Origin of the sequence: Psychrobacter halotolerans (assembly GCF_039680845.1) — a bacterium.
GTDB lineage: Bacteria > Pseudomonadota > Gammaproteobacteria > Pseudomonadales > Moraxellaceae > Psychrobacter.
The window spans coordinates 394,690-420,226 of sequence record NZ_JBDKWD010000001.1 but is presented as its reverse complement, the minus strand read 5'-3'; the positions used below and the strand labels follow the sequence as shown (position 1 = coordinate 420,226).

The window sequence follows — 25,537 nt, the reverse complement described above, 5'->3', positions numbered from 1 at the left end:
CATATAAATACGGCTGGAACAGAGATTCTGAGCCAGCCGAATACAAATCAAACAATAGTGCATGTCGTACCGGACTTAATGAACTAGGTAACGCTATTCAACTTTCACACCATCGAAACGTATGGCACCAAGTGGGCTGATTTTATAATCGACAACGTTTGGTGCTGTAAATACGGTGACCACCGAATGCGCCATTGTCGTCCAAGGAAGTTGCTCTTTGAATATCTGCTGAGCTTTGACATAATCATCCACGCGCTCCTCTTGATTGGTCACTTGGCGCGCTTGAGTGACTAGACTGTCAAAGTCTTTGTTACACCAGCGTGAATAGTTGTTAGCACCAACGGCATCACAAGACAGCAATGAACCAAGCCAGTTATCAGGATCACCATTATCGCCCGTCCAGCCTGATAAGATGACGTCAGGTTCACCTTTAGCGGCGCGTTTTAGATACTCGCCCCACTCATAAGTCACCAGCGTGGCTTTGACACCAATTTTCGCCCAGTCTGCTTGTAGCATCTCAGCCATCAGCTTGGCATTTGGGTTATATGGTCGTTGAACGGGCATATACCACAAATCGATAGCAAGGTTTTCTGCACCTGCTTCTTTGATTAACGCTTTTGCTTTTTCGACATCATAAGGCGCATCTTTCAGCGATTCGTCATAACCCCACTGTGTTGGCGGCATTGGGTTGGTCGCTTTAACGCCTTCACTTTGATAAACGGCATTGATGATCGCGTCTTTATTGATCGCCATGTCTAATGCTTGACGGACTCTAAGATCGCCGAGTTTTGGTTTTTCAACGTTGTAACCGACATAACCGACGTTAAAACCTGGTTGATCGAGAACGGTGACCTTGCCAGAATTTTTGACCGAGTCAATTTCAGCAGGTTTTGGGTAAGCGGAGACATGGCATTCACCCGCTTGAACCTTTTGCGCACGAACGGCTGAATCTTTGGTGATGACAAAGACCAGATTGTCGATATGGATGTTATCTTTGTCCCAATAGTCTGGGTTTTTGGTATAACGGATTTGGGCGTCTTTTTGATAGGAAGTAAAGACGAAAGGACCAGTACCAACAGGTTTGTTATTGATATCAGGCTCATTGCCAGAAGCCATCAACTGCTCTGCGTACTCAGCAGAATCAATATAAGCAAAGGGCATCGCTAGGTTTTGTAAAAAGGGGGCGTTGACTTCGTTTAACGTAACTTTGACCGTGTAATCATCAACCTTTTCGATGTTAGAGATGATGTCAGGTAATCCCATGCCAACAGAGTACGGAAATTCAGCAGGATAGGCTTTGTTAAATTCAAATTCTGGGTCGGTAATACGTTTTAACGTAAAAACAATATCGTCTGCGTTGAAATCACGGGTTGGGGTAAAGTAATCGGTCTTACCAAATTTGACGCCTTTACGCAGATTAAAGGTGTAGGTTTTGCCGTCTTCGCTAATATCCCAGCTTTCCGCCAATCCTGGCTGAATTTCAGTACCATCTCTTTTGAACTGCACCAAACCGTTATAAATAGGATAAGCGCTCGCATCAAAATCGGTGCCGGCAGTATACTGTGCTGGATCGAAACCAGCAGGGCTGCCTTCTGAACAATAAAGTAGGGTTTTAGCTGCTTTTGCATCTGAGCTGGCAGCAGAGTCGTCAGTGGTTTTGTTGTCTCCACTACAGGCACTGATACCCAAGATAAGTGTCGCCAACATCGTCAGTTTGAAGAGTGATTTTTGCATTCTTACATCCTATGTAATGATAAGTAGTTGCCCGTGTACCTATATGCTCGTATTCAGATTGTGAATATCATTGCCGAGCTTTTGAATCCATTAAAGCCCTTGTTCATATGATGTTTTTTATGTAAAGAATAAAAAATGCGTTAGTGTGTATTAGCAGAAAATAACCTTTACAAAACATACAAATAGAAACAAGTCGTCTGAATATACTCCTATAAATAGCAATAGTGCAAGTCATATATAAAAAAGTTTTGATACACATGTGCAATAGTTTCGATAGAAAGCGATGGTTTTTGGAAGGAGTAGGTAGCGTTAGAACAGGCATTATTTAAGGATTTTTCTTGCTATTTTTTACGCAGAAAACCGCTCGACATAGCCCATTTTTACTTGAGAAAATATATTATTTTTTAATAAAAATAGGGAGAGTTATTCGTTCATCGGTACGGTTGTTCATTAACACGAGGATAAGCATGGGCACACTAAATACCAATAAATATGGTTAGTATCCATACTAGGAAAGTTGTCTGTTTGCGTGTATTTTTCGCCCTTTTAACTTCCTTTAAAGTCATACCGCGCAAACTTCTGAGCGTACAATGAAGCGCTTGCCTTCAGGGATCTCTAGCGAAAAACTGGCACCGCGTCCGTTCACCACATCAATGGTTAGATCGGTATGTTGCCAGAGTTTATATTGTGCTTTGCCCATATAAAATGGACAGCCAGCAAGTTCGCCAACCAAGACATCTTGGCCACCCACTTTAAATTCGCCCAGTGGATAACACATGGGTGAGCTGCCATCACAGCAACCGCCTGATTGATGAAACATCAGATCGCCATGTTTGGATTTGAGTAAGTCGATAAGTGCTTTGCAGGATTCTGTCGCGGTCACTTTCATGTCGATGTCCTTATCGTTAAAAGCCTGAATGTAAAAAATATAAATATTAAACGTTTTGTTTGCTAAGAAGGGTTATTTAAAAAAGCCTTTATTTGAAAATAGCCATATAATAAAAATCATCAAAAGTGGGAATATTAAGTTTAGAAAAATAAAAAGTCGCATCGTCTTCAATCACACCATTGATAGCATGAGATTGAAAACGCGCGACCTGTTCTATAGGCAGTTCAAAATAAAATCGATACGCTAACAATCGCGTGCGACTGGTATAAATTTTCCTTGCATGCTGCTAACACAGAGGCGGCAAAAAATTCATCTCAGTCTCACTGTATCGCTTTACAGTACATCGACTATATGTCAATAAACCATCTAAATAAATGAGCCAAGCCCTTAAGTCATCTCGAATGTCACAAGGCTTTACGATATACAGCTACATACTGTAGTCGATAACGATGCGACCCTCGATTTTTCCATCACGCATCCGCTGAAAGATATCATTGATGTTTTCTAATGGCTCAGCGCTAACGGTCGCTTTTACCTTGCCTGCTGCTGCCATTTCTAGCGACTCTTGTAAGTCTAAACGGGTGCCAACAATTGACCCACGAATGGTAATACCATTAATCACCGTATCAAAGATAGAAACAGGGAAATCTCCAGCAGGTAAACCATTACAGACCAAAGTACCGCCGCGTCGTAACATGCTTTGCGCCTGCTCAAAGGCTTTGGTTGATACGGCAGTTACGAGCACCCCATGAGCACCGCCGATCTCTTTTTTCAAAAACTTACCCGGATCGGTGTCTTTGGCATTGATCGTAATCGTTGCACCCAATTTTTTGGCAAAGTCTAGTTTTTCATCGTCAATATCAACGGCGGCCACATTTAAGCCCATGGCAATCGCATATTGAACCGCCATGTGACCCAATCCACCGATACCGGACACAACCACCCAATCACCCGGTTTGGTGTCGGTCATTTTCAACCCTTTATATACCGTGACACCAGCGCATAAGATGGGCGCAATTTCAACCGAATCGACACTATCAGGGATAATGGCGACGTAGTTAGCATCGGCTAGGACATATTCTGCAAAACTCCCATCAACTGAAAATCCAGAGTTTTTTTGACGCTTACACAAGGTTTCCCAGCCGCCCAAACAATGATCACAATGACCACAAGCAGAGTAGAGCCAAGGCACACCGACTCGATCACCTTCTTTGACATGATGTACATTGTCACCAACAGCCGTTATCACACCGACGCCTTCATGGCCGGGAATCAAAGGCGGATTAGGCTTAGCAGGCCAATCGCCTTCAATCGCATGCAAATCTGTATGACAGACACCAGATGCTTGCATCTTGACGACGATTTGACCAGCGGCAGGCGTCGGGATATCTACCTCTTCAATTTTCAAGGGTTCTCCGAACTTGTATAGCACGGCCGCTTTCATTTTGTTACTCACGTTATAGCTCCTTTGAGATTGTGTGGAAGTGGGTCAGGTTGCAGGGGTGATTGCACGGGTTGCGGGAACGTCACCATCATCAATGAAGCACTTCATGGTCTGACCATAAAGTGCTTTGATGCGGCACGGATTTAGAAGAACCCCATCGCTTTTGAACTATAAGAAACCAGCATGTTTTTGGTTTGTTGATAATGATCGAGCATCATGAGATGGTTTTCGCGGCCGATACCTGATTGCTTATAACCACCGAAGGCGGCGTGTGAAGGATAGACGTGGTAACAGTTCGTCCATACGCGGCCTGCTTGAATACCACGGCCGAAGCGATACGCTTTATGCACACTACGCGTCCAAACGCCAGCGCCTAGACCATACAAGGTATCGTTGGCAATTTTCATGGCCTCTTCATCATCTTTAAAGGTCGTGACAGCAAGTACGGGTCCAAAAATCTCTTCTTGGAACACGCGCATGTCGTTGGTGCCTTCAAAGATAGTCGGCTTAACATAATAACCGTCTGATAAGTCGCCGTCGTGCTGTGCTTGCTCACCACCAACCAAGACTTTCGCGCCTTCTTTTTTACCGATGTCCAGATAAGATAAGATTTTTTCTAACTGATCCGAGCTGGCTTGTGCCCCAATCATGGTATCAGTATCTAATGGGTTGCCCATTTTAATAGCTTCGACCCGTGCGATACAGCGTTTGATAAATTCATCATAAATGCTTTCGTGTACCAGTGCCCGTGATGGACAGGTACATACTTCTCCTTGGTTTAGGGCAAACATGACCAGACCTTCGACCGCTTTATCTAAGAAGTCATCGTCTTCATCCATGACATCGGCAAAGAAGATATTGGGGCTCTTACCGCCTAGCTCTAGCGTCACAGGAATGATGTTTTCACTCGCGTACTGCATAATGAGGCGACCAGTGGTGGTTTCGCCTGTAAAGGCCACTTTATTGATGCGCGGATTGGAGGCCAATGGTTTACCAGCTTCCACCCCAAAACCATTAACGATGTTGAGCACGCCTTTTGGTAAAATATCCGCGATACCGATGGTTTCTAACATAAATAAGACAGACGCAGGGGTTTGCTCAGCGGGCTTCATGACGATACAGTTACCAGCAGCCAGTGCCGGTGCAATCTTCCAAACGGCCATCAGGATAGGGAAGTTCCATGGAATGATTTGACCAACAACACCAAGCGGCTCATGAAAGTGATAGGCAACGGTGTCTTCATCAATTTGGCTGATACCGCCTTCTTGTGCGCGAATGGCGCTGGCAAAATAACGGAATTGATCAACGGCCAAAGGAATATCCGCCATCAAGGTCTCGCGTACAGGCTTACCGTTTTCGTAACACTCAGCAATGGCAATGGCTTCTAAGTTGGCTTCTATTTTATCTGCAATTTTGAGCAACAGATTGGCACGGTCTGTGACGCTGGTTTTCCCCCAAGCGTCTTTGGCAGCATGCGCTGCATCTAGCGCTTTTTCGATATCGGCTTCTTTTGAGCGGGCAACTTGGCAAATGATTTTACCGTCGATAGGGCTTGGGTTATCAAAGTACTCGCCATCGATTGGCGCGACCCACTCACCACCGATGAAATTGTCGTATTTTTCGCGGAATTGGACAGGGCTGTTTTCAGTATTGGGATAGGCGTATAACATTAACGACTCCTTGTTGTGTATTATAACGATGTGATGATAAATAGTTGGTCTTCCTAACCAAGTATCACTCTATCGTACTGAGCTTTAGTTCAGAGGAATAATGACTTTTTATAATGATATAATTTGTATCATATAACTTAAAGTTATGTGCTGTGCGAGAGGGAAAGTGATTCGCAAAGCTGATGCAGCTGTTATAATCAGGGCAGCTATTTTTGCTCATAGTCAGTACTAAAGGAAATGGTTCCATATCATTGCCACGAGTAACTGCTGCAAATTTTCTTGCTGTGCCCCACATATTATTTTTCTTGTGCTCCTTTTATTATTACTCATCTAATTGGTTTGGATATATGCGTCAATCTTCTGCTCTTGATATTCTAAAAACAGGTCAAAACGTCTTTTTAACGGGCTCAGCAGGTTCAGGTAAGACCTATACGCTCAATCAATATATTGACTATTTGCGGGCGCGCCGCGTTCCCGTTGCCGTGACTGCCAGTACGGGTATTGCAGCGACGCATATGAGCGGCACGACCATTCATAGCTGGTCGGGTATCGGTATCAAAGACGAGCTATCAGAGCGTGATTTGACCAATTTGTCACGCAAGCAGTTTTTGGCCGACCGCCTAAAAGACACGGCAGTATTGATCATCGATGAGATATCCATGCTGCATGCCAAGCAGCTCAATTTGGTCAGTCAAGTGCTCAAGCATGTGCGCAAAAATGACAAAGCGTTTGGCGGTATTCAGGTCGTAGTCGCAGGCGACTTTTTTCAGTTGCCACCGATTGGCAGTAAGGGCGAGACCAACCGTGAGAAGTTTGCGTTTATGTCAGAGGCTTGGCTCGATGCCAAGTTCCACATCTGCTACTTAAGTGAACAGCACAGACAAGTGAGCGAGGCGGCCAATGGCGGTCTTGACCTAGACGATATTCTCAATCAAATCCGTCGTCAAGAAGTGACCTTTGAAGCCATTGCGGCGCTAGAAGCAACCGTTAATCAAAACGTCGATATCAAGCGCACGCGTCTTTATACACACAATCTCAACGTCAATAAAATCAATGACACCGAGCTTGCCGCACTATCAGGTGAAATGAAGCGTTTTGAGGCCACCTCGACCGGCGATAGTAAGCTGGTTGAAACCTTGAAAAAAACCGTCCGCACGCAAGACGAGCTGATTCTCAAAGTGGGCGCTAAGGTGATGTTTATCAAAAACAACACTGAGCTTGGCGTCTCTAACGGCACGATGGGTGAGCTGATCGGCTTTGCCGCCGTTAAGGTTGAGGATAGCCAAGATAGCAGTGATGCTTTGATCGAAGAGGATGCCGATAATGCTGCTGACAAGGATGCAGAGTCAGCTAAAACGGCAAAAGACAAAAGTAAAAAAGACAAAGACAGTGATAAAAAGCAGGCAAAAGCCAAAAAGACAACCACGCAAAAAATGCCAGTGGTTAAGCTTAATTCAGGACGTGAGGTCATTGCTGAGCCTGAAGAGTGGATCATCGAAGATGAGACGGGTGAGGTGCTGGCAAGCTATGAGCAAGTGCCGTTATGTCTGGCGTGGGCAATTACCATTCATAAATCGCAAGGTATGACGCTGGACGCCGCCGAGATTGACTTGTCGCGCACGTTTGAGCTGGGACAAGGGTATGTGGCGTTATCGCGACTAAAATCGCTGGCAGGTCTACAGCTCTTAGGTATGAATGATATGAGCTTGCAACTAGATCCATTGGCACGCGGCGCAGATAAACGGTTTTTGGTGTTGTCTGAAGAAGCTGATGATAGTTATGCCATGCTCGATGAAGAAAGTATGACGCAGGCGCATGAAAAGTTCATTCTTAAGTCGGGCGGCACGCTGAGCAAATCCGTGATTGATGCCTATGCCAATCTACAAAAAAAGCGCCGCGAGCAGCAGCAAGCGCAGATAGACAAAAAACAAAAGCTGGGCAACCAAGTCTCGGATAAGTCAGACAGTACCCTCTTAGCCACCCGACTGTTATTAGAAGAGAGCTTGTCTATCGCTGAGATTTCGCAGGCGCGTCAACTTTCGCAGTCTACTATTATGCGCCACATCGGTGAGTTAAAATCGCAAGATCCCAGTTTGAGATGTGATCATCTGCGGCCAGACGATGAAGTAATGACGGCAGTGGGCAATGCGTATGTCGCTATCAAAGTCGCCAATAACCCAAATGACTTCAATGATGATGGCAGCATTAAACTTCGTCCGATATTTGACCATCTTAAGCAAACGATTGATTACAATACCATTCGCTTGGCACTTATTTTTATTACGCCCTAAGTTTATTACACCCTAAGTCTTATGATGATCTGGTCTGTGACACATCATAAAACCGTCTGTACAGTCATTTATGACGTTGTTGGTGCTGTGCCGTTGTATGGATTGGCAGCATAGCTAATTGACAGCGCCCAACTTTTTATATTCCGTTAAAGCGATTATTTGCTATGCCTGATTTTTCCAGTGCCACTTATCAATTGACGTCTGATCCAATAACTGCGACGTTTCGTACCACAGGCGAGCATACACAGCCACTGAGAGTCGCGATTAATGGCTTTGGGCGTATCGGGCGTAATGTACTGCGCGCATTGTTAGAGCGTTTTGAGGTATTGGGCCGTGCCATTCATGTGGTTGCAATTAATGATTTGGGGTCGGCAGATATTTTGCTGCATCTCTTGAAGTTTGATAGTACCCATGGTCGCTTGAGTCGACTTGGGGTCAGTGCTGAGATTGTGACCAGTCAAAGTAATCACGCAAGCAAGGCTCAGCTGTGCTTGACTAAGAACGGGTTGACTTACTGTATCAATATGCTCTCAGAGCCCAATCCAAAAAACTTGCCATGGCAGGCACTGGATGTCGATGTGGTGCTTGAGTGTACCGGGCACTTTCGCTCGTATGAGCAGGCGAGTATGCATATTGAAGCGGGAGCACGGCAAGTCATTATTGGCGCAGCGCCCTTCGATGATGTCGATGCTTGCATTGTCATGGGCGTGAACACTGATACGTTGACGCGTAAGCTACCGATTATTTCCAGCGTGTCTTGTACCACGCAGGCATTGGTACCGCTGATTGATACGCTGGATAAAGCGTTTGGCGTCAAATCTGCCATGATGACTGAGATTCATGCGGTCACAGCGGATCAGACGGTACTCGATCAAGCGCATCGTGATCCTAGACGGGCGCGGGCTTCTGGCTACAACATTATTCCCACCACCTCTAGTAGTATCGCTGCCACAGAGCGAGTACTGCCTACCATGACTGGCAAAATAAATGGTCATTCAATACGGGTGCCGACCATCGATGTGGCTGCGATCGATGTGACCTTTGTATTTAATACGCCCAATGTCAGTATTGAGTCAGTGGGTGAGTTGCTTAGGGCTGCTAGTCGCGCGCATTTGCAGGATATTATGGCCTACACCGATGAGCCATTGGTCTCAAGTGATTTTATTCATCAAACCGAGTCACTGATTATCGATGGTCAGCAGCTGATGCGAGTGGGTGATCAGTACAAGGTGTTTGCGTGGTACGATAACGAGTGGGGCTATGCTAATCGGCTACTAGATATGTGCTTGCATTTGGCCTCAAACCAGTGCTGTAGCAGCGATGATGAACTATTAGCAAATTAATTTAGTTTTTTTCGCATATGTACTTGCATTATAAAATGATATCTATATAATGATGCACCAATGGAGACGTGGCAGAGCGGTTGAATGCACCGGTCTTGAAAACCGACAAGGGTTCATAGCCCTTCGAGAGTTCGAATCTCTCCGTCTCCGCCAAATTCGAAAAACCCCGATTATTTACTAATCGGGGTTTTTTTTGGTCGCATAAAACCAATTAAGGTAAAGGTTTTTCTTACTTCACAAGCGACTGTGCAAACTCAATGGTTTGACCATCTTCTAATACAAGCGTACCTTCACTGATCTCAATCACCATGTCTTTGGTGTTTCTAATCGCACGCATGACATTGATGTCTTCAATACTACTTTCGGTGACGATTTTGCCCGATTGTTCAGGCTGAATGGGCGGATCAAAAGCGATCAAAGGGACATTAAAGCTTTTACCTTGCTTTAAGTTAGTATCTTGCATGGTTAGCGTGCCCTGAAAACTCTGAATGGCAACGGTGCCATGGTTTGAGAGCATAAATTGCAATTTGACTTGGTTTAGGCTGTCGCTATCACTGCTCTTGACAGGCAAAAGAGCCACTGGATACTGGGTGGCAGTCGCTGCTTGCTGGCTTTTAGTGACAGGGCTCTTTTTACCAGTTGGGTTATTGGGATGAAGACGCTCATATTCACGTTGCTGTAAGAGCGCTTGTTCGATAGTGGTACGCGGCATCGCGCCTGACTCATAGGCTTCACTAAGCTTCATGCGTAGCATGTATCGACTCAGCAATTGCTGGTCAGATTCGGGAAGTTGTTCCAAGGTTGGGCCAAGCTTTTGTTGCCAACGGTCGGAGTCGGTCGGTATGGTTGTTTTGGTTGGGTCTGTTTGTGGCTGCGTACAGCCAGAACCCATTGCCAAGAGTGCGACAGTGATTGCTAATAACCAAGCTTTGTTTGAACGCTGATATGAATTCATCATCGTACACCTCCCCGTAAACGTATATTAATAGTGACGACTATTGTCTTAATATACCTTGTTTGCCCGCAGGTTGTGTTTAATTATGGCTAAATTTGCCAATCAGTATCAAATAGCTGAGTCATATCTCAATATTATCGGCACTCACTGTTAAAGGCACTTAATATTAAAGGCACCTAATATTAAAGGCATTTACTAACAGGCATAAAAAAAGACTGAGTGCTCATCAGAGAACGCAGTCTTTTTTATCACAATCACTGAATATCAGGCTTGGTACAAACAAATAAATAAAGATTGTTTGATAAGGCCCGTTTAATCGTTGTCTTGAAGCTCAGATAAAGAGTGGCTTGTGCTGGTGTTGTGCGTAACGACAATCGCTTCGTCGATAATGTGCTGACTCACACCGCGTTTACGCAGCGTTTCAATAAAAACTTCATCATGTGCCAAGGTATAATCTTGATGATCACGATCAAGCCCTTGACGAATATAAAGGCGAATAAGCCCTTGAATGCGTTTAAATCCTAACTCTGTCGAAGTCGTTTCTAATAGCGCAATCATCTCTTCAGACAAACGGATGCTGACCGGACGCATGATTTTTTGCGGATGATCAGAAAATTTATTTTTTACACGTACAGGTATCATAATAAACCATTATTTTTAGTGAGTAGGAGTAGAGCACTCAAACAAAAATGCACCCAATCAAAACTAACCTTACCATACAACAAAAACGCCCAAAAGAACACCACAGCCACGCTAATATTATCGTCATCTAAAAGAATAATTATTAAAAATAAAAGTGAGGACAATAAAAAAACCTTCATCAAATAGTGATGAAGGTTTTTAGTATATGGCTCTCCAACCTGGGCTCGAACCAGGGACACACGGATTAACAGTCCGTTGCTCTACCAACTGAGCTATTGGAGAATAAGTTGTCATAACAGCAAGTCTTTTAAGCGTTAGACAAGAAGCCTATATAAGAGCAGCTGCTTGGCTTGTTTGCGTTATGTGGGGCACATTTTAGCCAAGTAGCTAGGGGCTGTCAACCTTATTATACTATTAATTATAAATATTATTGATTATATACATTATCAGTCTCACTCTATAAAATACCGACCGTATGGTTTCTTTTGATTTTCTTATTTATATATAGATTATTTAAACATTTAAGCTATTTAAAACAGGTATTTAATAATGAGTCCGACGACGATTGCTTATGGTTATTTGGCTTTTGCCATTGTTTGTGAAGTGATCGGCACCACTTTTTTAGTAAAGTCAGAACAGTTCACACGTTTGATGCCGACACTGATTATGTTTGTGCTTTATGCCTGCTCTTTTTATGCGTTGACACAAACGCTCAAAGCCGTACCGCTGGGTATTGCTTATGCGTTATGGGGCGGGCTTGGTATTGTACTGACTTCGATTGTGGGTATGGTACTGTTTAAACAACATCTTGATACCGCCGCAGTGATTGGTATTGCCATGATTGTGAGCGGAGTAGTGGTCATGAATCTATTTTCTACTGCCGTGGGGCACTAATATGCCAGAGCAAAATGCTTATAAGCGGAAAAAACAGCCAGAAGTGCTACGCCGAGCACTGCTAGATCAAGCCGCGCAAATAACGCTGGCGCAAGGGTTGTCTAAAGTCACTTTTCAAGCAGTCGCGGATGCAGCAGGCGTGACAAAAGGCGGGGTGATGCATCACTTTGCCACCAAGCAAGCTTTGATACTCGAATTGTTTAATGATGCCATGGCGACGTTTGATGCTGAAGTAACGGCGACCATGGCAAAGGATCCTGTGAGCCATGGGGCTTTTACCCGCGCTTATATCGAAGCCACCATCAGTTTGAGCGATAAAGGGCAGGACGAGTTTGACAATCAAGCGACTCTATATGTGTTGATGCTAGGCGATCAGGCGCTGCGTGAATTGTGGGCGACATGGATGAACGAGCAGTTGCAACAGTATGATGCCACTGACAATACCGAAACCTTATGTATGGTGCGCCTGGTTGCTGATGGGATTTGGCTCTCGGATTTTTCGGGCATCAATATATCGGAAAAACAATCATTACGAGATCGCTTAATCAAAATGACGCAGCAATGACGTAGCGTAATTTTGACGCATAAGCCAAGGAGTAGCGTATGACAACATTAAAATATATCGCTCATTATTCTGAGCAAATCCAGACTCAAGCTGCTTTGCTATTAAATGAGGGGCGTCTAGGAGACTATCTAGACAAAAAATATCCCCATCAGCACCAAATACAAAGTGACAAAGCGCTCTATCACTACATTAATGAGATAAAAAGCCAGTACATGCGTAATATTGGGCCACTGTCCAATGTCAGTTACAGCAGCAAATTAAAAGTACTCAAACATGCTTTAGGTATTCATACCACTCAATCTAGAGTACAAGGCAGTAAGCTCAAAGCGCACAATAGCATTACGGTTGCAAGCTTGTTCAAAGACGCGCCGCCTGAGTTTTTACGTATGATAGTCGTGCATGAGTTGGCGCATTTTAAAGAACACGACCACAATAAATCGTTTTATCAACTGTGTTGTCACATGGAGCCGGATTATCATCAATTTGAATTGGATACTCGCTTGTGGTTGCATTGGCAAGAGCGTTGATTAAATTGCTGGTATAGGTTTTCACCCCCTTTTACGCACTCTATAAAAACTCACCCTTGTCATCAATCGTGATAAGCTTGCGTGTATTAAAACTTTTGTCAACCATTCATAAAATAATCAATATATTTTTCGTCCTCTCACTAAAAACAGAGTAAAAAATGATCAATACCAAAATCTATAAAGCCATTTATACCTTAGCTGAAGATTTGCTAGAAGCAGATCGCAAAAAAGATCAAGCAGCATTTGATGCGCTATATGCCGAGCTAAAAGCCATTTGTACCGACAATGAAAACACCGACAAAGACCATCCAGAACAGTGGGAAACGCTGGCCGATTTTACCGAAGATTTGGATGAAGCCTTGGTTATCTATGACAAGGCGCTTGCAAAGGCCATCGCTATCAATTCAAAAGATCATATGTCGTCGATTGCGTTTTCGATGGCGGTTCTACAACTTGAGATGGGTGAAACAGCTGCCGCCATCAAAAGCCTACAGAACGCGAAAATCAGTGCCAATAAGATTGAAGACAAAGAGTTCAAAGTGGAGATAGATGAGATGCTTGCTAAGTTGTTAGCTGAGTAGTGGCAGATTATCTAAAAGTTCACCTGATAGGATAATTGATGAGTGATGCGTCAAAACAGCAGATAAGTAACCATAAGCACGCATGGCTTATTCCTTTTACGTGCCTATTAGTTGGTGGTGCACTGATCGGTATCTCTACCAATTTGGCAAAGTATGCGGGTCAAATAGGGATAACGCCGCTGGCTTTTCTGTTTTGGTCTATCACAGGCGCGGCTATTATTTTATGGATTGTCGCCGTTATCAAGCAAGAACTGCCGCCCTTAAATGCGCGTAGTATTGAATATTATTTTGTCGCGGCGCTTGTCAGTGTCGCAGGTTCCAACTTGCTACTGTTTTCTGCCATTCCGCATGTTGGGGCTGGTTTTGTTGCCTTGATTATCTCGTTACCCCCACTGCTGACTTATCTTGGCGCCCTGCTGCTGCGCATGGAGCAGTTTACTATCATTCGCGCTTTTGGCGTTATCGCGGCATTGACAGGCGCAGGCGTGTTGGCAGTACGTAAGATGACGGCGCCCGATGCCAGTCTCTTTTGGATTTTGATGGCGCTTTGTGGGCCTGTGCTGTTAGCCATTGGCAATATATACCGGACACTGCGCTGGCCTGATCAAGCATCCCCAAGCGCATTGGCGCCAGGTATGCTGATAGCGGCTACGTTATTGCTGCTCATGTGTGGTGCGTTACCCGATTTTTCAGTTGCCGTATCGCTGACGGATTGGTTGCCGCTTGGCGTGATTGCGGTACAAGCAGGTTTGTTTGCCGGTCAATTTTTATTACTGTTTATGCTACAAAAGACAGGCGGCCCTGTTTTGTTAAGTCTATTGGGTTCGGTCGGCGCGGTGGTGGGTGTTCCTGTCGCTGTCTTTTTGCAAGGAGAAGCGCCGCCATCGGGTTTATTGTTGGGTTCCTCGATGATAGCGCTGGGCGTGGCGTTGGTGACATGGGGCGGGGTAAGAATGGCAACAAAACCTAAGTAAAAACTTGCCTTAGTAGCACTGTATCGGTTTTAGAGTCACTCGCTATCAGAAATGTCATTTCGTTTGATTGGCAATTCTTGCGCATCAGAGTTTAATAATTGGTTACGATTATCTAGAAACATTTTTTGTGAATGGTTGGAAAAAGGAGTATAAATACCGTGGTTATTTCCATCACGGATTAAAGTTATGAATGCAGCCACGCGTTATCGATTGTTAAACAATTTTATGATCCTTATTAGTATTATTGGCGTCGCAGTTGCTTTACTAGATAGCGGTTTTACCTTACCAACGTGGCTACAACAAGTTTTTCACATCTTTTATTTGGCCATTATCTTTTTAGGTTTCACCCTAACGGCAGGACGCTATATCTATACCAAAAAACCGTTTACCTTAAATAAGGTGGCGGTTTTTGATTTTTTTACCAGCATTGCCATTATTATTTTGCTGGGCGCGCATTTTACGGATCTAATACGCTCAGGGCTGTCGGGTCCGGTAGATGGTTTTGTTGCCATAAAGATCGCGGTGTTTGTCACCTTTATCCGTGAAATGTCTGATCATGATTTTAATCTCAATCGCACGTTTCTCAACCCCGCCCAGTTCTTTATTTTGAGCTTTTTATCCGTGGTCTTGATCGGGTCATTACTACTGATGATGCCCAATGCCACGACGCAGCCCCTGTCTTTTATTGATGCGCTTTTTACCGCGACGAGTGCGGTTTGTGTGACGGGTCTTATCGTGGTAGATACCGCAACGTATTTCACCACGTTTGGGCAAGTCATTATCATGGGGTTGATCCAAATTGGCGGCTTAGGTATTTTGACCTTTGTGACCTATTTTAGTTATTTCTTTAAGGGCGGTGTCAGTTACGAGACGCAGGCTAGCATCAGTGAGATGTCCTATATGGGCGGTATGGGTGATGTGGTATCGACGCTCAAATCCATCTTATATGTGACCTTTGCCGTTGAGGCAGCAGCAGCGGCGCTTATTTATATCAGCATGTTTGGCGTCACCGACATGGACTGGTCGGAGCGGCTGTTTTTTTCGGTTTTTCATGCGATTTCTGCGTTCTGTAACGCAGGATTTTCAACCTTTAGCGCTGGGCTATACGATGATTCCTTGCGCTTCAACTATCCGCTCCAGCTAATCATTGCGATTACGTTTATCTTTGGCGGTATGGGCTTTTCTATTGTGGTCAACGTACTACGCTATTTGCGCTATCGCGCTCAACGCCTGATCTATCGTAAGGATCAGCGCTGTGTTTATCAGCCATGGTTACTCAGTATCAATAGCCGCATTACATTGATTACCTCAGGCGCATTATTATTCATTGGTCTGACTGGGGTGATGATCTTTGAATACAATAATGTGCTTGCCGACCATACCAGTTTTTTTGGTAAGCTTGTGACAGGGTTTTTCACGGCTGCCACACCGCGAACCGCAGGTTTTAATACCGTTGATATGGGTACGCTTGCGTTTCCGACCATTATGTTGACGATCTTTTTGATGTGGATTGGTGCGTCACCAAACTCAACGGGTGGTGGTATCAAAACCAGCACCTTCGCCATTGCTTTATTGAATACGTTGAGCTTGGCGCGTGGTCAGGTCAAGGTAGAGGTGTTCAAACGGCAAATCGCTGAAATCTCGATTCGCCGTGCGTTCTCCATTATGTGGCTATCGTTGCTTGTTATTGGCACAGGGGTGACGCTGATCAGTTACGATCAACCAGAGCTTGATTTGATCAAAGTGGTGTTTGAGTGTTTTTCAGCTTATAGCACGGTGGGATTAAGTTTGAATTTGACCGCAGAGCTATCAGATTTTAGTAAAATGGTGGTTTCTGTCATTATGTTTGTGGGTCGCGTGAGTATGTTGACCATCTTTATTGCACTGCTCAAAAATAGACGCCCGCGTAATTATCATTATCCGACAGAAGAGATTACGATTAACTAAGGCGTCACGCCTAGGCTGCTTGGCTCTAAAAAAGCTCAAAAAACAATGGAAAAAGGCAAAAGGTCATGAAATTTATTATCGTAGGGTTGGGAAACTTTGGTTCGTCGCTTGGGATGGCATTGACCCGTCAAGGTCATGAAGTGATTGCCATTGACAGCAGTATGCAAAAGGTTGAAGCTTATAAAGAGGTGATTTCTCATACCATTTGTATGGATGCCACCGATGAGTATACCGTTAGTGGCTTACCGATTGTCGATACTGATATCGTCATTGTGGCCATTGGCGAGGATCAGGGCGAAAACGTCATGGCAACGGCGCTGTTTAAAACCTTAAAAGCCAAGCGTTTGATCAGCCGTAGTATCAACCCATTACACCAAAAAGTACTACAAGCCATCGGTGTCGATGATCTCATTCATCCTGAAAACGAAGCCGCCAAGCGCTGGGCAAAAAGACTGGCCCTGCGTTACTTTGTGGACTCGTTTGAATTAAGTGATCATTTTAGTATTGTGGAGATTAGCATTCCCGTCGCTTTGATCGGGCAAACGGTGGATAATTTACAGCTTGAGCAAAAATTCAACATTCGATTGCTTAGTACCATGCGCTATGAGTATTATGAAGACAGTTTTGGCCGTACGCAAAGTAAGCCAAGCATTCAAGGTTTGGCCGTGCCTGAGCAAGTGTTGAAAGACAAAGATATTTTGATTATTTATGGCGCCAACAAGCATATCAATCAATTTCTGCGTAGCGTCGGTGTCAAAGTCAAATAACGGTTTGCAAGCGTTGTGCTGTTAGCAGCCAAAGGGGAAACGTATGAATAAGCGTCACATATCTGTCTTAATGATTGCTCTGGTCGCGCTATTATCAGGGTGTGATCAGTCCGCGCAAGACCCCAATGTTGTCCTATCGGAGAGTCATGAAGATCCGATTGAAGCATTAGAGATGATATCGGATGTGGATCGCAGTCAGTTTGGTTACAAACAAACCTTTTATGTGCCGATTTATTCAGACATCTATACGGACAGGGACAATCGTAAAGTCTTGCTGTCAGCGACGCTCAGCGTACGTAACACCACCTTAACCAAACCACTGTATGTCAATAAAATTGACTACTACGATACGGGTGGCACGTTAATAAAATCTTATTTACACAGTCCTATCAAGCTTCCTGCCATGGCGACACTGAATTATATTGTCGAAAAAGAAGAGGATAAAGGCGGATCGGGCGCCAATTTTATCATCGAAGTTGAAGGGGTCGATGAGACGGTCAAACCAGTGATTGAAGCCGTCATGATTGGCAACTTTAGCAACAAAGGGTTTGCCTTTAGTACAGAAGGGACGCCCGTTATACCTTGATGAGTAGTACCTTGATGAGTAGTACCTTGAGAAGTAGTGCTTTGATAAACGCTACTTTGATAAGTGCGCTCTAATAAATAAAGCACGCAATCGTTAAAGAGCCATATATAGAGAATATTGGTTAAAACGGATGAGTAAAAAAGGAGTTTTTGTGTCTGCAACCAAAGAAGAAATCACCGCCTTTCTGACATCAGAGTTTCCCCAAACCAAATGCGTGGTCGAGTCTGTCGATGAGACGGGTGCGACGTTATCGCACGCTATTGGGGTAGATGAGCTGCGTCCTGGCGGTACAGTATCAGGGCCTGTATTGATGAGCGTTGCTGATGTTGCTATCTATGTGGCGATACTTGGCAGAATAGGGATTGTGCCATTGACGGTGACCACAAGCCTTAATATCAACTTTTTGCGTAAACCCTCGGCAACGGCTCGTATCATCGCTGATTGTACCCTAATAAAGGTGGGACGCACGCTTGTCGTTGGTGAGGTGTCGCTTTATTCAGAAGGCTCAAGCGATGTCGTGGCACACGTGGTAGGCACGTATTCTATACCGCCCACTACACCACAAAAATCGCTTTAAAAAATCGGAGCAGAGCAGGTGTACTAGGTCTCATTAAAACGTACTTCTATTCCCGTTAAAGTTATATTCACAGCAAATAGGATAAACACCTCACGTATGCAAACCTCGATAGCCTCAACGAATGATCCAATTTTTAATAATCGTGAAGCCGATGTTGATGTCAATGTCATCAGTAAAGAAGCGTCTGCTTTTATGAGTCTGCCCACCAATATCCAAACGGCCTTAAAGCAAAAGAGACGAATCGTATTTATTGCCAACAATCCCTCTATTAGTACCACGCAGCTCGAAGCATTATTACAACCGGATGATGTTTTGGTATTGTTCAATCACTTTATACATGCCGATTTTTTTGCCAATCATCCACTCGTGAGCACCTTGCCTAAGTTGTTATTTTTTCGTCAAATTGGTGATAGTAAGCTTCATTTTGGCTTGCCACCTAAAAGCAACAACGTGGGGGTAATAAAGCGAATGGCAAAGTCGGCACCGTTAGGCTTATTACTTAGCAACCAATCGTACCAATTCCCTACGCCAGAGGACGACCCAAGTCCCAACGACGACCCCATCACCGATGATCGAATACTCGTCATTCCTCCGGCTGTCAAAGCATTGCTTCAAAGCACGCAGCATCATAGCGTTTTATCAGAAAGTCATCCAGTCGTGACCGATTATCCTTCTTTTAAAGAGATTCATTCATCAGCGCCTTCGTCGGGGTTTTTGTTATATCGCTTATTGCTTGCGGCGCGCGCACATTTGCAAGACATTGAGCAAACCGCGCTGCCGCTACGACTTTTGATGCTAGGGTTTAATGATAACGACAAGACGGCGCATTTTTGGCAAGGTCATAATTGGGAGTTTGAGCGTCGAGAGATGAGTGCGCCGCCGCCAGAGGTAGAAGTCATCCGTCAGTATTAAGTATGAATGACTGACCGCTTAAGACTTATTAATCAAGCTTTACTGCTTAATATAAGTCGTCCTAAATACGATAGAGACAAGTAGTATAACGCGCGATGTAAGAGACGTTTTCTTTGCTTGCTGTGCTTACGCAGACAAAGGCTGTATAAAACGTATCTCAGTCGCCTCGTATCTATCGCTAGTAAATCAACTATCTTAGTCATTTGACTGGACTGTTTTAGTTAAGTTTTTATCAGTGCTTTGTGTTTAGTCGCGTGGTTTAGACATAAGGCGCATCAGGGCAGTGCGCTTCCTCTATCTCGTTGCAAGTGGGCTGTCGTACCGACTCAATAGGGAATATTTGCTCAGCCTGCCAATGAATCAGTCCCATCTCTGCAAACGGTGACAGCCATCCTGACATCGGCCAGCACTGCCATTTATGATAAAAGCGATTGGCATTGATCACAATGCTGTCTAAATGATTGAGCGGCGGTCGATAAACGCTGTGCTGCTGATGATAAACCACATCGGCTGTCAGATAAAAATCAATGTTTAATTGACGCGCTGTAAAAGCAAAATCGGTGTCCTCTGCCCCGTAACCTGTGTACTGAGTATCAAACCCACCGATTCGATCAAACTGCTGGCGTGTGATGGCGAAGCACAAACTCCAAAAAGCACCATAATCTTGCGTTTGCTTTATCGCTGTCTGATTTGTATCGGCAGGATTGGACACTTTGTTGTCAAAATTATCGCGATAAGGATTGTAAACAGACAACGCATTTAGATGAGAGACGGACAGCTTGTCATCTCTCAGCTGTACGCTTTCCTCATCTGACAACGGTCGCGTCAGATAACGCGGTTGTCCCATCAATAGTGCTTGCGGGTGTTGTTGTACCTTTAACTTTAATTGCTCAATAAACGTGGGCGCAACGATACAATCCACGTCCAAAAATATAAGCACGTCATGCGTGGCACGCGCCGCCCCAAGATTGCGATTGTGACCAATATCAAATGCGCTTTTAGTAGATACGTCCACGTGACTATCAGCTGGTATATCAGCCGTAGTGGCAATTTGTACAATGTTTAAATCATACTCTGCCAAACGGTTGGGATCGGCGTCGTCATTGACAATGATGACTTCGTCAGGCTGGATACTGCCATTTGTTAGGCTACTTAATAGATTATAAAGGTGACGATTGCGTCCATAGCAGGTCGTGATAACTGTCACCGGAGTGTGCCCAGGAGCAAAAGGAGCTTGAGTGGTTGATTTTGTAGTCATCGGTTATTACCGTTATTTTCTTAGTATGAGCAAGGTTAAGTTTTTTTATCGAATTTTGGGACTAAAACAGAGACTAAGATTCAGGTCTCAATGTAAGCTGTGGCAGCAACCACTCGTTAAACCAAGACTTGGCTGAATGGTAGGTGGCGGTGCTGTCTATAAAAGCGGGTGCGGCAGATAAGTCATCGGTTGGCTTTTGGCGTGGTAACACTGGTTGGTCCGCATTGCGGCGAACATCATCAGCACGTATTGAGTGCTTAAATTGATCCCAGTTAAGTGCTCGTCCTTGCGTAATTAATGCTTGCGCCATCGTTTCTTGCTCTTGGTGCGGACGCTCGTCAGGCAGGACTACCAGCGGCGTTGCATACTGATAAGCTTGGGCGACCGCATTGAGACCGCAGGCCATGAGCAACCAATCACTGTGCTGCATAAATGGTGTCACGTCTTTTACATGAGTGGCAAGGTCAACATAAGGGCGCATGGCATCGCCTATAGGGCCGAGCGAGACAATAAAGGCATGGGGTAACAAACGGCGTAACTCAGGCAGTTTTGCATCAATGGCGTCATGTCCCCCGTAGCCTTTGATCACGGTGATGATTTGAGGAGGTGAAGACAAGGTATTCTGGGTATTCTGCGCCTTATCACTATTTGTCAATGTCTCACTATTTGTCAATGTCGTTAGGGTTTTGACAAAATCCTCATAACTCATACGGTCACTTGGCACGGGGTTGATAAAATCCAGATAAAGCGTTTTTTGCTTTACCCAGCTGGGCGTCATGTCAGCTTCGAGCGCGCGAGGATAGGGTGCCAGTAAGGCAAGTGCGCCAGTAAAGGCTTCAAGGTGCGGTATATCATCGCGAACGCCAGGAAGCCTGACATAGAGATAAGGCACACTAGCAGCTCGGCAAAGCATGGCGACTTCGACACTGACATCGATGATCATCATATCAATATCACGCTGAATAATGGTACTCAGTATCTGGTGGCTGCGTTTTTGAATATCGGTATTACCAACAGGGGAGTAATGGAGGCTGGCAGGTTGCCAATGCTTGCCTGCGCGACCTTTTAGCACATCCTCTGTACGCTCATCCTCTGCATAAAGACGGACGACTTGTTGCTCATCAATATGGGTAAAAGTATAAGCTTCTGAGGGCAAGCTGGTGAATATGGTCAGTTGCTGTCTTTTATCAGCTGGTAATAGGGCGGCAAGCTTATCTATTTGTCGGCAGTGTCCTGAGCCATGGTGGTGAGCGTAATAACCAATGCGCATGATTATTGCTCTCCGTAGGCGAGAGTAGCGGCTTTGCGGTCTGAACCAACAAGCGATGGGACTTTGCTATTTTGACCATTTAATACAGTCAGACTTTGGGTGATATCTGCTGGATGATGCAGACGTTGTGTTTGCTCGCGCTTATCTACCGCGGCTCGATATAATTCTAAATAGCCTTCGACCATGGCGGCGACAGAACAAAACGTTAACGCACGTGTGCGACAAGCTTGACGCGATATATTTTTAACCGTGTCGAACCCTTTTATAAAGGCAGCTTTGTCCTCTTTTGGCACAATAACACCGGTATCTGGGGTGATAATTTCTGCACTGGCACCGACGTTAAATCCAATAACGGGTGTGCCGCACGCCAAGCTTTCAGCCAATGTCAATCCATACGGCTCATCCCACGTACTGGTAAATAGCATGGCCGTCGCTCGGCATAGGTAGCGATTGATGTCATCCTTGGTGACATGCCCGACGTAATCGAACAGTGGCTGTTCATTATTTTGACCGTCTTTGGCCAACAAGGGCGCAACCAGCTCGTCAAAGTAGGCTTCATTGCTTTTGGGTCCAGCAATAATCAAGCGCTTGCCCGCTTCCAAACAGTACTGCATGGCCAAGTGCGTGCCTTTTTCAGGACAGATGCGTCCGTACCAAAAATAAACCTCATCCTCGCCATTAACGCCCTTATCATTGAGATTGCTATCAAAACCAGTCGTAGGCTCGATATTAGACGTAAAAGATTCTACATCGATGCCGTTATAAACCACGTGTGAAGGCACAAACTCTGAAAAAAGTCGCTGCTGATGCTGACTGATCGCCGTAAATTGAGTGTTGGTACCATGGCGCAATGTGAGCAGTGCCAAACGCAATTGAGGAAAGATGGGCGTGTGAAAAGTGGTAAAGAAGCGCGAACCAAAAGCCTGACCCGTCATCATTGGAATATGATGTAGGCTATGGTTGTGAACGATGTCAATCTCGCCGCGTCCGTCCCGTTCGAGAATGTCGCGCAGTGCCCTTTGATAGACCAAATATTGATACAGCTCCTCACGGCTCATGCCCAACGAGTCATGTTCATTGTCATAGACCATGGCGTCGAATTCAGCGCGAGTCAAAAACGGCACCAAGGTGGCGTCGGTTTGACTGTCTTCGTGGGCATAAAGGAGCACCTCATGCCCTTGTGCCACCATCTCATCACACAATAGCTCAGTAATCATCTCAAGCCCGCCCGCGTAGGGCTGAGCGATGGGATAGAGGCAATGGGCTATGATTGCGATACGCAGTGGTTTGGTGGGTAGAGAGGTAGAACGAAAATCGACAGCATTTGAAAGATGAGAAGGGTTAGCGCAAGACATGTGGACCTCAATGTAAAAAGAGCGGTTGGTCTCCAACAAAATAAGGACAGACCGTCATAATAAATATTTTAAGAGTTAATCGTTTTTTTATCTTCAAAAACAGCCGTTATATCGGATGATTTGATAGGTTTGATTTGCCTATGAACTGTCGTCATCGCAATCTGTGACTTAGTCATGATACGAGGCGTTTTTGGCTCGGTAAAAGCAAAGTTATCCATGGCCACTTTTGCCGCCGCTATTTTTAAGGCGCAGACCGTCAGCGCGCATACAAACAATACGGGCGAATAAAACGGAGAGAAGGGCGCGACCACCAACGCCGTTATTAAGTTCAATATCAACAGCAGTTTCGGTAACGCTGCCATGTTGGCCATCCATAACGAGCGCCGCGTTTGGATGTATTTCTGCTTTGGCGTGCATATGAAGGGCTTAGTACGTCCCCATAGCACTGGCAGCCATGTTAGCGCTCCAAGCTCCCAAAAGTTGATATGCATCAACCAAGCGCGTACTTTTGCGTCAATACTTGGCTGGTGATTGGTATCGATTTGTTTATTAAGGGGCGTTTGGTCTTGAGAGTAGGCCCATAAGCGTCTGAACAAAAATATTGCATAGCTTGCGTACACCGCATATAGCGGAGTAAGTAACGCAGTCTCAAAATTTTGCTTCAAAAGCGCTGTGCCAATTACCAATAAAGCGCAGACTTGCAAAAAGATAAAAAAGCCAGTGAAGTTTATCCAAGCGCTAAGCTGTGAGAGGTGAGCACGTACGTAAGCCGAGCGTTCACTGATAGACTTTGCGCTCCTAGCATCTGACGTTTGCGACAATGTTGGTTTTAAAGGCACTGTCGGTTTTGAAGGTACTTTCTGTGTTGGCGATAATGTGGGTTTTGATGATAGTGATGGCTTTGATACCGATACATAATCATTCAGTACTTGCATATTGCCGTAAATCCAGCGCCGACGTTGGCTCATCAAATCATTTAAGGTATTGGGCAACAAACCAGTGGCAATGACTTGTGGTATGAAGGTACTGCGCAAACCACTGTGATGCATCAAAACGCCCATTTGAGCATCTTCAGTAATAGAAGCACCTGACCAGCCGCCTAAACTTAATAGATCTGAGCGGCGAATCACCGCGTACGTGCCCGTTGACAATGCACGGTCTCTATTAAAAGGACGATATAAATGGTGATTAAAATAGTGGTTCAATTCACTACGGGCATCTACTTGACCGGCATTGCGATAAAACTGCGGGAATTGAAGAAGGGCATGATCAGGGTGGCGATGGATTGCTTCAGTGATAGCGGCTCTGGCGTGGGGCAATGCTTGATAGTCGCTATCAACCACCACAAGATGCGTACAATTGGGATTCATCAGTCCCAAAGCGAGATTCAACGCGCCCGCTTTAAAGCCCTCGACCGCGTCAATATGATAAAAATGCACTTGTCGCGTAGCGTCCAAGCTGGCACAAAAGGCCGCCAGTGGCTGATACAAAGAGGTGTTTGTATGGTTATTATCGATAATGATGATTTCGTCGTCAGGTGACTTAATAGCCAATAAAGACTGTATAGTCGCAATCACCATCTCTGGTGGCTCTGCTCGTGTCATTAACTGAAAACTCAAAGCTGCTGACGTGTTGTATTTTGCATTGTTTGCTCTTTTTTTTGCAAAACGCTCTACAGGCGTCTCAGTCGTTATTTCTAATATATTTTTATAAATTGCCTCGTTATTGGCCGCCATGTTCTGTCCCTATTTAACGTTGTCACATTTAACATTGTCACATTCAATATGTACTATTTGTTTGAATAATAGTGAAATCGCAACGTACTGTTATTTATTCAATTTTCAATGAATGCACACGTAATATGGCATTCGATATGAAAAACATCATAGCCTAGAGATTGATAAAAATTTGCTGTTTAAGTGTTTAATAACACTTAATAATGTAAGGCTAAGTAATTTTTGTAAAAAAATTACCGTTTTGCCCAGTTATTGTTGTTGTTACGCAGTCTTTTTAAAAAATACAAGGCTGGATTTATTTAAGGCATAAGACTGGTCTTAATAATGACAGAATAAAGTTAAGAAACCGTGTCAGAAGCTTATATCAAAAAACTATTTCGAAAATTAACGTCGAAAAGTCATGTTGAAACGCAGTCAGAAAAAACGACAATATTCGGTAATAGGTATTTTTGAAAGATTAGAGATAGAGCAATGAAAGAAATCCGTTATCGAAAATTTATAACTCCCATTCTCATTTTATTATATTCATTATTTGATATTTATATATTCAATTTTTAATATTGGTTTTAATACTATTCTTTAAGTTTTTGTATAGTCGATTCTAAATAAAACAGACACGT

General features: G+C 44.5%; 22 protein-coding genes and 2 tRNA genes. 13 read left to right on the top strand and 11 right to left on the bottom strand.

Annotated elements, in window-relative coordinates; all coding sequences use genetic code 11:
• Nucleotides 1–93: 93 nt before the first annotated feature.
• The 4 genes from AAJP47_RS01790 to exaC all read right to left on the bottom strand — a co-directional run bounded on the left by AAJP47_RS01790 (nucleotide 94) and on the right by exaC (nucleotide 5,737).
• Entirely contained in the window at nucleotides 94–1,734 is a 1,641-nt protein-coding gene (locus AAJP47_RS01790; protein ID WP_346716191.1) for an ABC transporter substrate-binding protein, read from the bottom strand.
• Nucleotides 1,735–2,296: 562 nt separating this feature from the next.
• Nucleotides 2,297–2,623 (bottom strand): DUF779 domain-containing protein, encoded by a 327-nt coding sequence (locus AAJP47_RS01785; protein WP_346716190.1) that lies wholly within the window; start codon nucleotides 2,621–2,623, stop codon nucleotides 2,297–2,299.
• Nucleotides 2,624–3,050: 427 nt separating this feature from the next.
• The gene (gene adhP / locus AAJP47_RS01780) at nucleotides 3,051–4,079 is read right to left on the bottom strand and encodes an alcohol dehydrogenase AdhP (RefSeq protein ID WP_346716189.1); all 1,029 of its coding nucleotides are present in this window, start codon (nucleotides 4,077–4,079) and stop codon (nucleotides 3,051–3,053) included.
• A gap of 131 nt (nucleotides 4,080–4,210) precedes the next feature.
• On the bottom strand, nucleotides 4,211–5,737 hold the full coding sequence (exaC, locus tag AAJP47_RS01775) for an acetaldehyde dehydrogenase ExaC (protein ID WP_346716188.1): 1,527 nt from the start codon (nucleotides 5,735–5,737) through the stop codon (nucleotides 4,211–4,213).
• A 347-nt stretch (nucleotides 5,738–6,084) separates the two neighbouring features.
• Between exaC and AAJP47_RS01770 the strand changes: the two genes are divergently transcribed.
• The 3 genes from AAJP47_RS01770 to AAJP47_RS01760 all read left to right on the top strand — a co-directional run bounded on the left by AAJP47_RS01770 (nucleotide 6,085) and on the right by AAJP47_RS01760 (nucleotide 9,524).
• The gene (locus AAJP47_RS01770; protein WP_346716187.1) at nucleotides 6,085–8,028 is read left to right on the top strand and encodes an AAA family ATPase; all 1,944 of its coding nucleotides are present in this window, start codon (nucleotides 6,085–6,087) and stop codon (nucleotides 8,026–8,028) included.
• A 164-nt stretch (nucleotides 8,029–8,192) separates the two neighbouring features.
• Nucleotides 8,193–9,371, top strand: coding sequence for a type I glyceraldehyde-3-phosphate dehydrogenase (locus AAJP47_RS01765; RefSeq protein ID WP_346716186.1), 1,179 nt, complete (start codon nucleotides 8,193–8,195; stop codon nucleotides 9,369–9,371).
• Between the two features lie 62 nt (nucleotides 9,372–9,433).
• Nucleotides 9,434–9,524 (top strand) — tRNA-Ser (locus AAJP47_RS01760).
• A gap of 76 nt (nucleotides 9,525–9,600) precedes the next feature.
• Here the strand turns inward: AAJP47_RS01760 and AAJP47_RS01755 are convergent.
• The 3 genes from AAJP47_RS01755 to AAJP47_RS01745 form a co-directional block, all read right to left on the bottom strand.
• Nucleotides 9,601–10,329 (bottom strand): hypothetical protein, encoded by a 729-nt coding sequence (locus tag AAJP47_RS01755; protein WP_346716185.1) that lies wholly within the window; start codon nucleotides 10,327–10,329, stop codon nucleotides 9,601–9,603.
• Nucleotides 10,330–10,638: 309 nt separating this feature from the next.
• Nucleotides 10,639–10,968 (bottom strand): CopG family transcriptional regulator, encoded by a 330-nt coding sequence (locus tag AAJP47_RS01750; RefSeq protein ID WP_346716184.1) that lies wholly within the window; start codon nucleotides 10,966–10,968, stop codon nucleotides 10,639–10,641.
• Between the two features lie 206 nt (nucleotides 10,969–11,174).
• Nucleotides 11,175–11,250 (bottom strand) — tRNA-Asn (locus AAJP47_RS01745).
• A gap of 267 nt (nucleotides 11,251–11,517) precedes the next feature.
• On the opposite strand from AAJP47_RS01745, the gene AAJP47_RS01740 reads away from it, so the two are divergent.
• The 10 genes from AAJP47_RS01740 (at nucleotide 11,518) to AAJP47_RS01695 (ending at nucleotide 19,298) form a co-directional block, all read left to right on the top strand.
• A complete protein-coding gene (locus AAJP47_RS01740) occupies nucleotides 11,518–11,862 on the top strand; it encodes a DMT family transporter (protein ID WP_346716183.1) in 345 nt (114 codons plus the stop codon).
• A 1-nt stretch (nucleotide 11,863) separates the two neighbouring features.
• Nucleotides 11,864–12,427: a TetR/AcrR family transcriptional regulator gene (locus tag AAJP47_RS01735; RefSeq protein ID WP_346716182.1), complete on the top strand. Its 564-nt coding sequence runs from the start codon at nucleotides 11,864–11,866 to the stop codon at nucleotides 12,425–12,427.
• Between the two features lie 38 nt (nucleotides 12,428–12,465).
• Nucleotides 12,466–12,954 (top strand): M48 family metallopeptidase, encoded by a 489-nt coding sequence (locus AAJP47_RS01730; RefSeq protein ID WP_346716181.1) that lies wholly within the window; start codon nucleotides 12,466–12,468, stop codon nucleotides 12,952–12,954.
• Between the two features lie 158 nt (nucleotides 12,955–13,112).
• A complete protein-coding gene (locus AAJP47_RS01725; protein ID WP_346716180.1) occupies nucleotides 13,113–13,535 on the top strand; it encodes a tetratricopeptide repeat protein in 423 nt (140 codons plus the stop codon).
• 38 nt (nucleotides 13,536–13,573) lie between these two features.
• Nucleotides 13,574–14,509, top strand: a complete 936-nt coding sequence (locus AAJP47_RS01720) for a DMT family transporter (RefSeq protein WP_346716179.1) — start codon at nucleotides 13,574–13,576, stop codon at nucleotides 14,507–14,509.
• Nucleotides 14,510–14,695: 186 nt separating this feature from the next.
• Nucleotides 14,696–16,456 (top strand): TrkH family potassium uptake protein, encoded by a 1,761-nt coding sequence (locus tag AAJP47_RS01715; RefSeq protein ID WP_346716178.1) that lies wholly within the window; start codon nucleotides 14,696–14,698, stop codon nucleotides 16,454–16,456.
• Nucleotides 16,457–16,521: 65 nt separating this feature from the next.
• Nucleotides 16,522–17,223, top strand: coding sequence for a potassium channel family protein (locus AAJP47_RS01710; RefSeq protein WP_346716177.1), 702 nt, complete (start codon nucleotides 16,522–16,524; stop codon nucleotides 17,221–17,223).
• Nucleotides 17,224–17,266: 43 nt separating this feature from the next.
• Nucleotides 17,267–17,809 (top strand): DUF3124 domain-containing protein, encoded by a 543-nt coding sequence (locus AAJP47_RS01705; protein WP_346716176.1) that lies wholly within the window; start codon nucleotides 17,267–17,269, stop codon nucleotides 17,807–17,809.
• A 151-nt stretch (nucleotides 17,810–17,960) separates the two neighbouring features.
• Nucleotides 17,961–18,386, top strand: a complete 426-nt coding sequence (locus tag AAJP47_RS01700) for a PaaI family thioesterase (protein ID WP_346716175.1) — start codon at nucleotides 17,961–17,963, stop codon at nucleotides 18,384–18,386.
• A 96-nt stretch (nucleotides 18,387–18,482) separates the two neighbouring features.
• Entirely contained in the window at nucleotides 18,483–19,298 is an 816-nt protein-coding gene (locus AAJP47_RS01695; protein ID WP_346716174.1) for a hypothetical protein, read from the top strand.
• A gap of 259 nt (nucleotides 19,299–19,557) precedes the next feature.
• On the opposite strand, the gene AAJP47_RS01690 is transcribed toward AAJP47_RS01695, so the two are convergent.
• From AAJP47_RS01690 to AAJP47_RS01675, 4 genes are all read right to left on the bottom strand, one after another.
• Nucleotides 19,558–20,556, bottom strand: coding sequence for a glycosyltransferase family 2 protein (locus tag AAJP47_RS01690; protein ID WP_346716173.1), 999 nt, complete (start codon nucleotides 20,554–20,556; stop codon nucleotides 19,558–19,560).
• Nucleotides 20,557–20,629: 73 nt separating this feature from the next.
• Nucleotides 20,630–21,826: a hypothetical protein gene (locus tag AAJP47_RS01685; protein WP_346716172.1), complete on the bottom strand. Its 1,197-nt coding sequence runs from the start codon at nucleotides 21,824–21,826 to the stop codon at nucleotides 20,630–20,632.
• Nucleotides 21,827–21,828: 2 nt separating this feature from the next.
• Nucleotides 21,829–23,181 carry a glycosyltransferase gene (locus AAJP47_RS01680; protein ID WP_346716171.1) on the bottom strand — a complete coding sequence of 451 codons (1,353 nt, stop codon included), beginning with the start codon at nucleotides 23,179–23,181 and terminating at the stop codon, nucleotides 21,829–21,831.
• A 68-nt stretch (nucleotides 23,182–23,249) separates the two neighbouring features.
• The gene (locus AAJP47_RS01675) at nucleotides 23,250–24,917 is read right to left on the bottom strand and encodes a glycosyltransferase family 2 protein (RefSeq protein WP_346716170.1); all 1,668 of its coding nucleotides are present in this window, start codon (nucleotides 24,915–24,917) and stop codon (nucleotides 23,250–23,252) included.
• Between the last annotated feature and the right edge of the window lie 620 nt (nucleotides 24,918–25,537).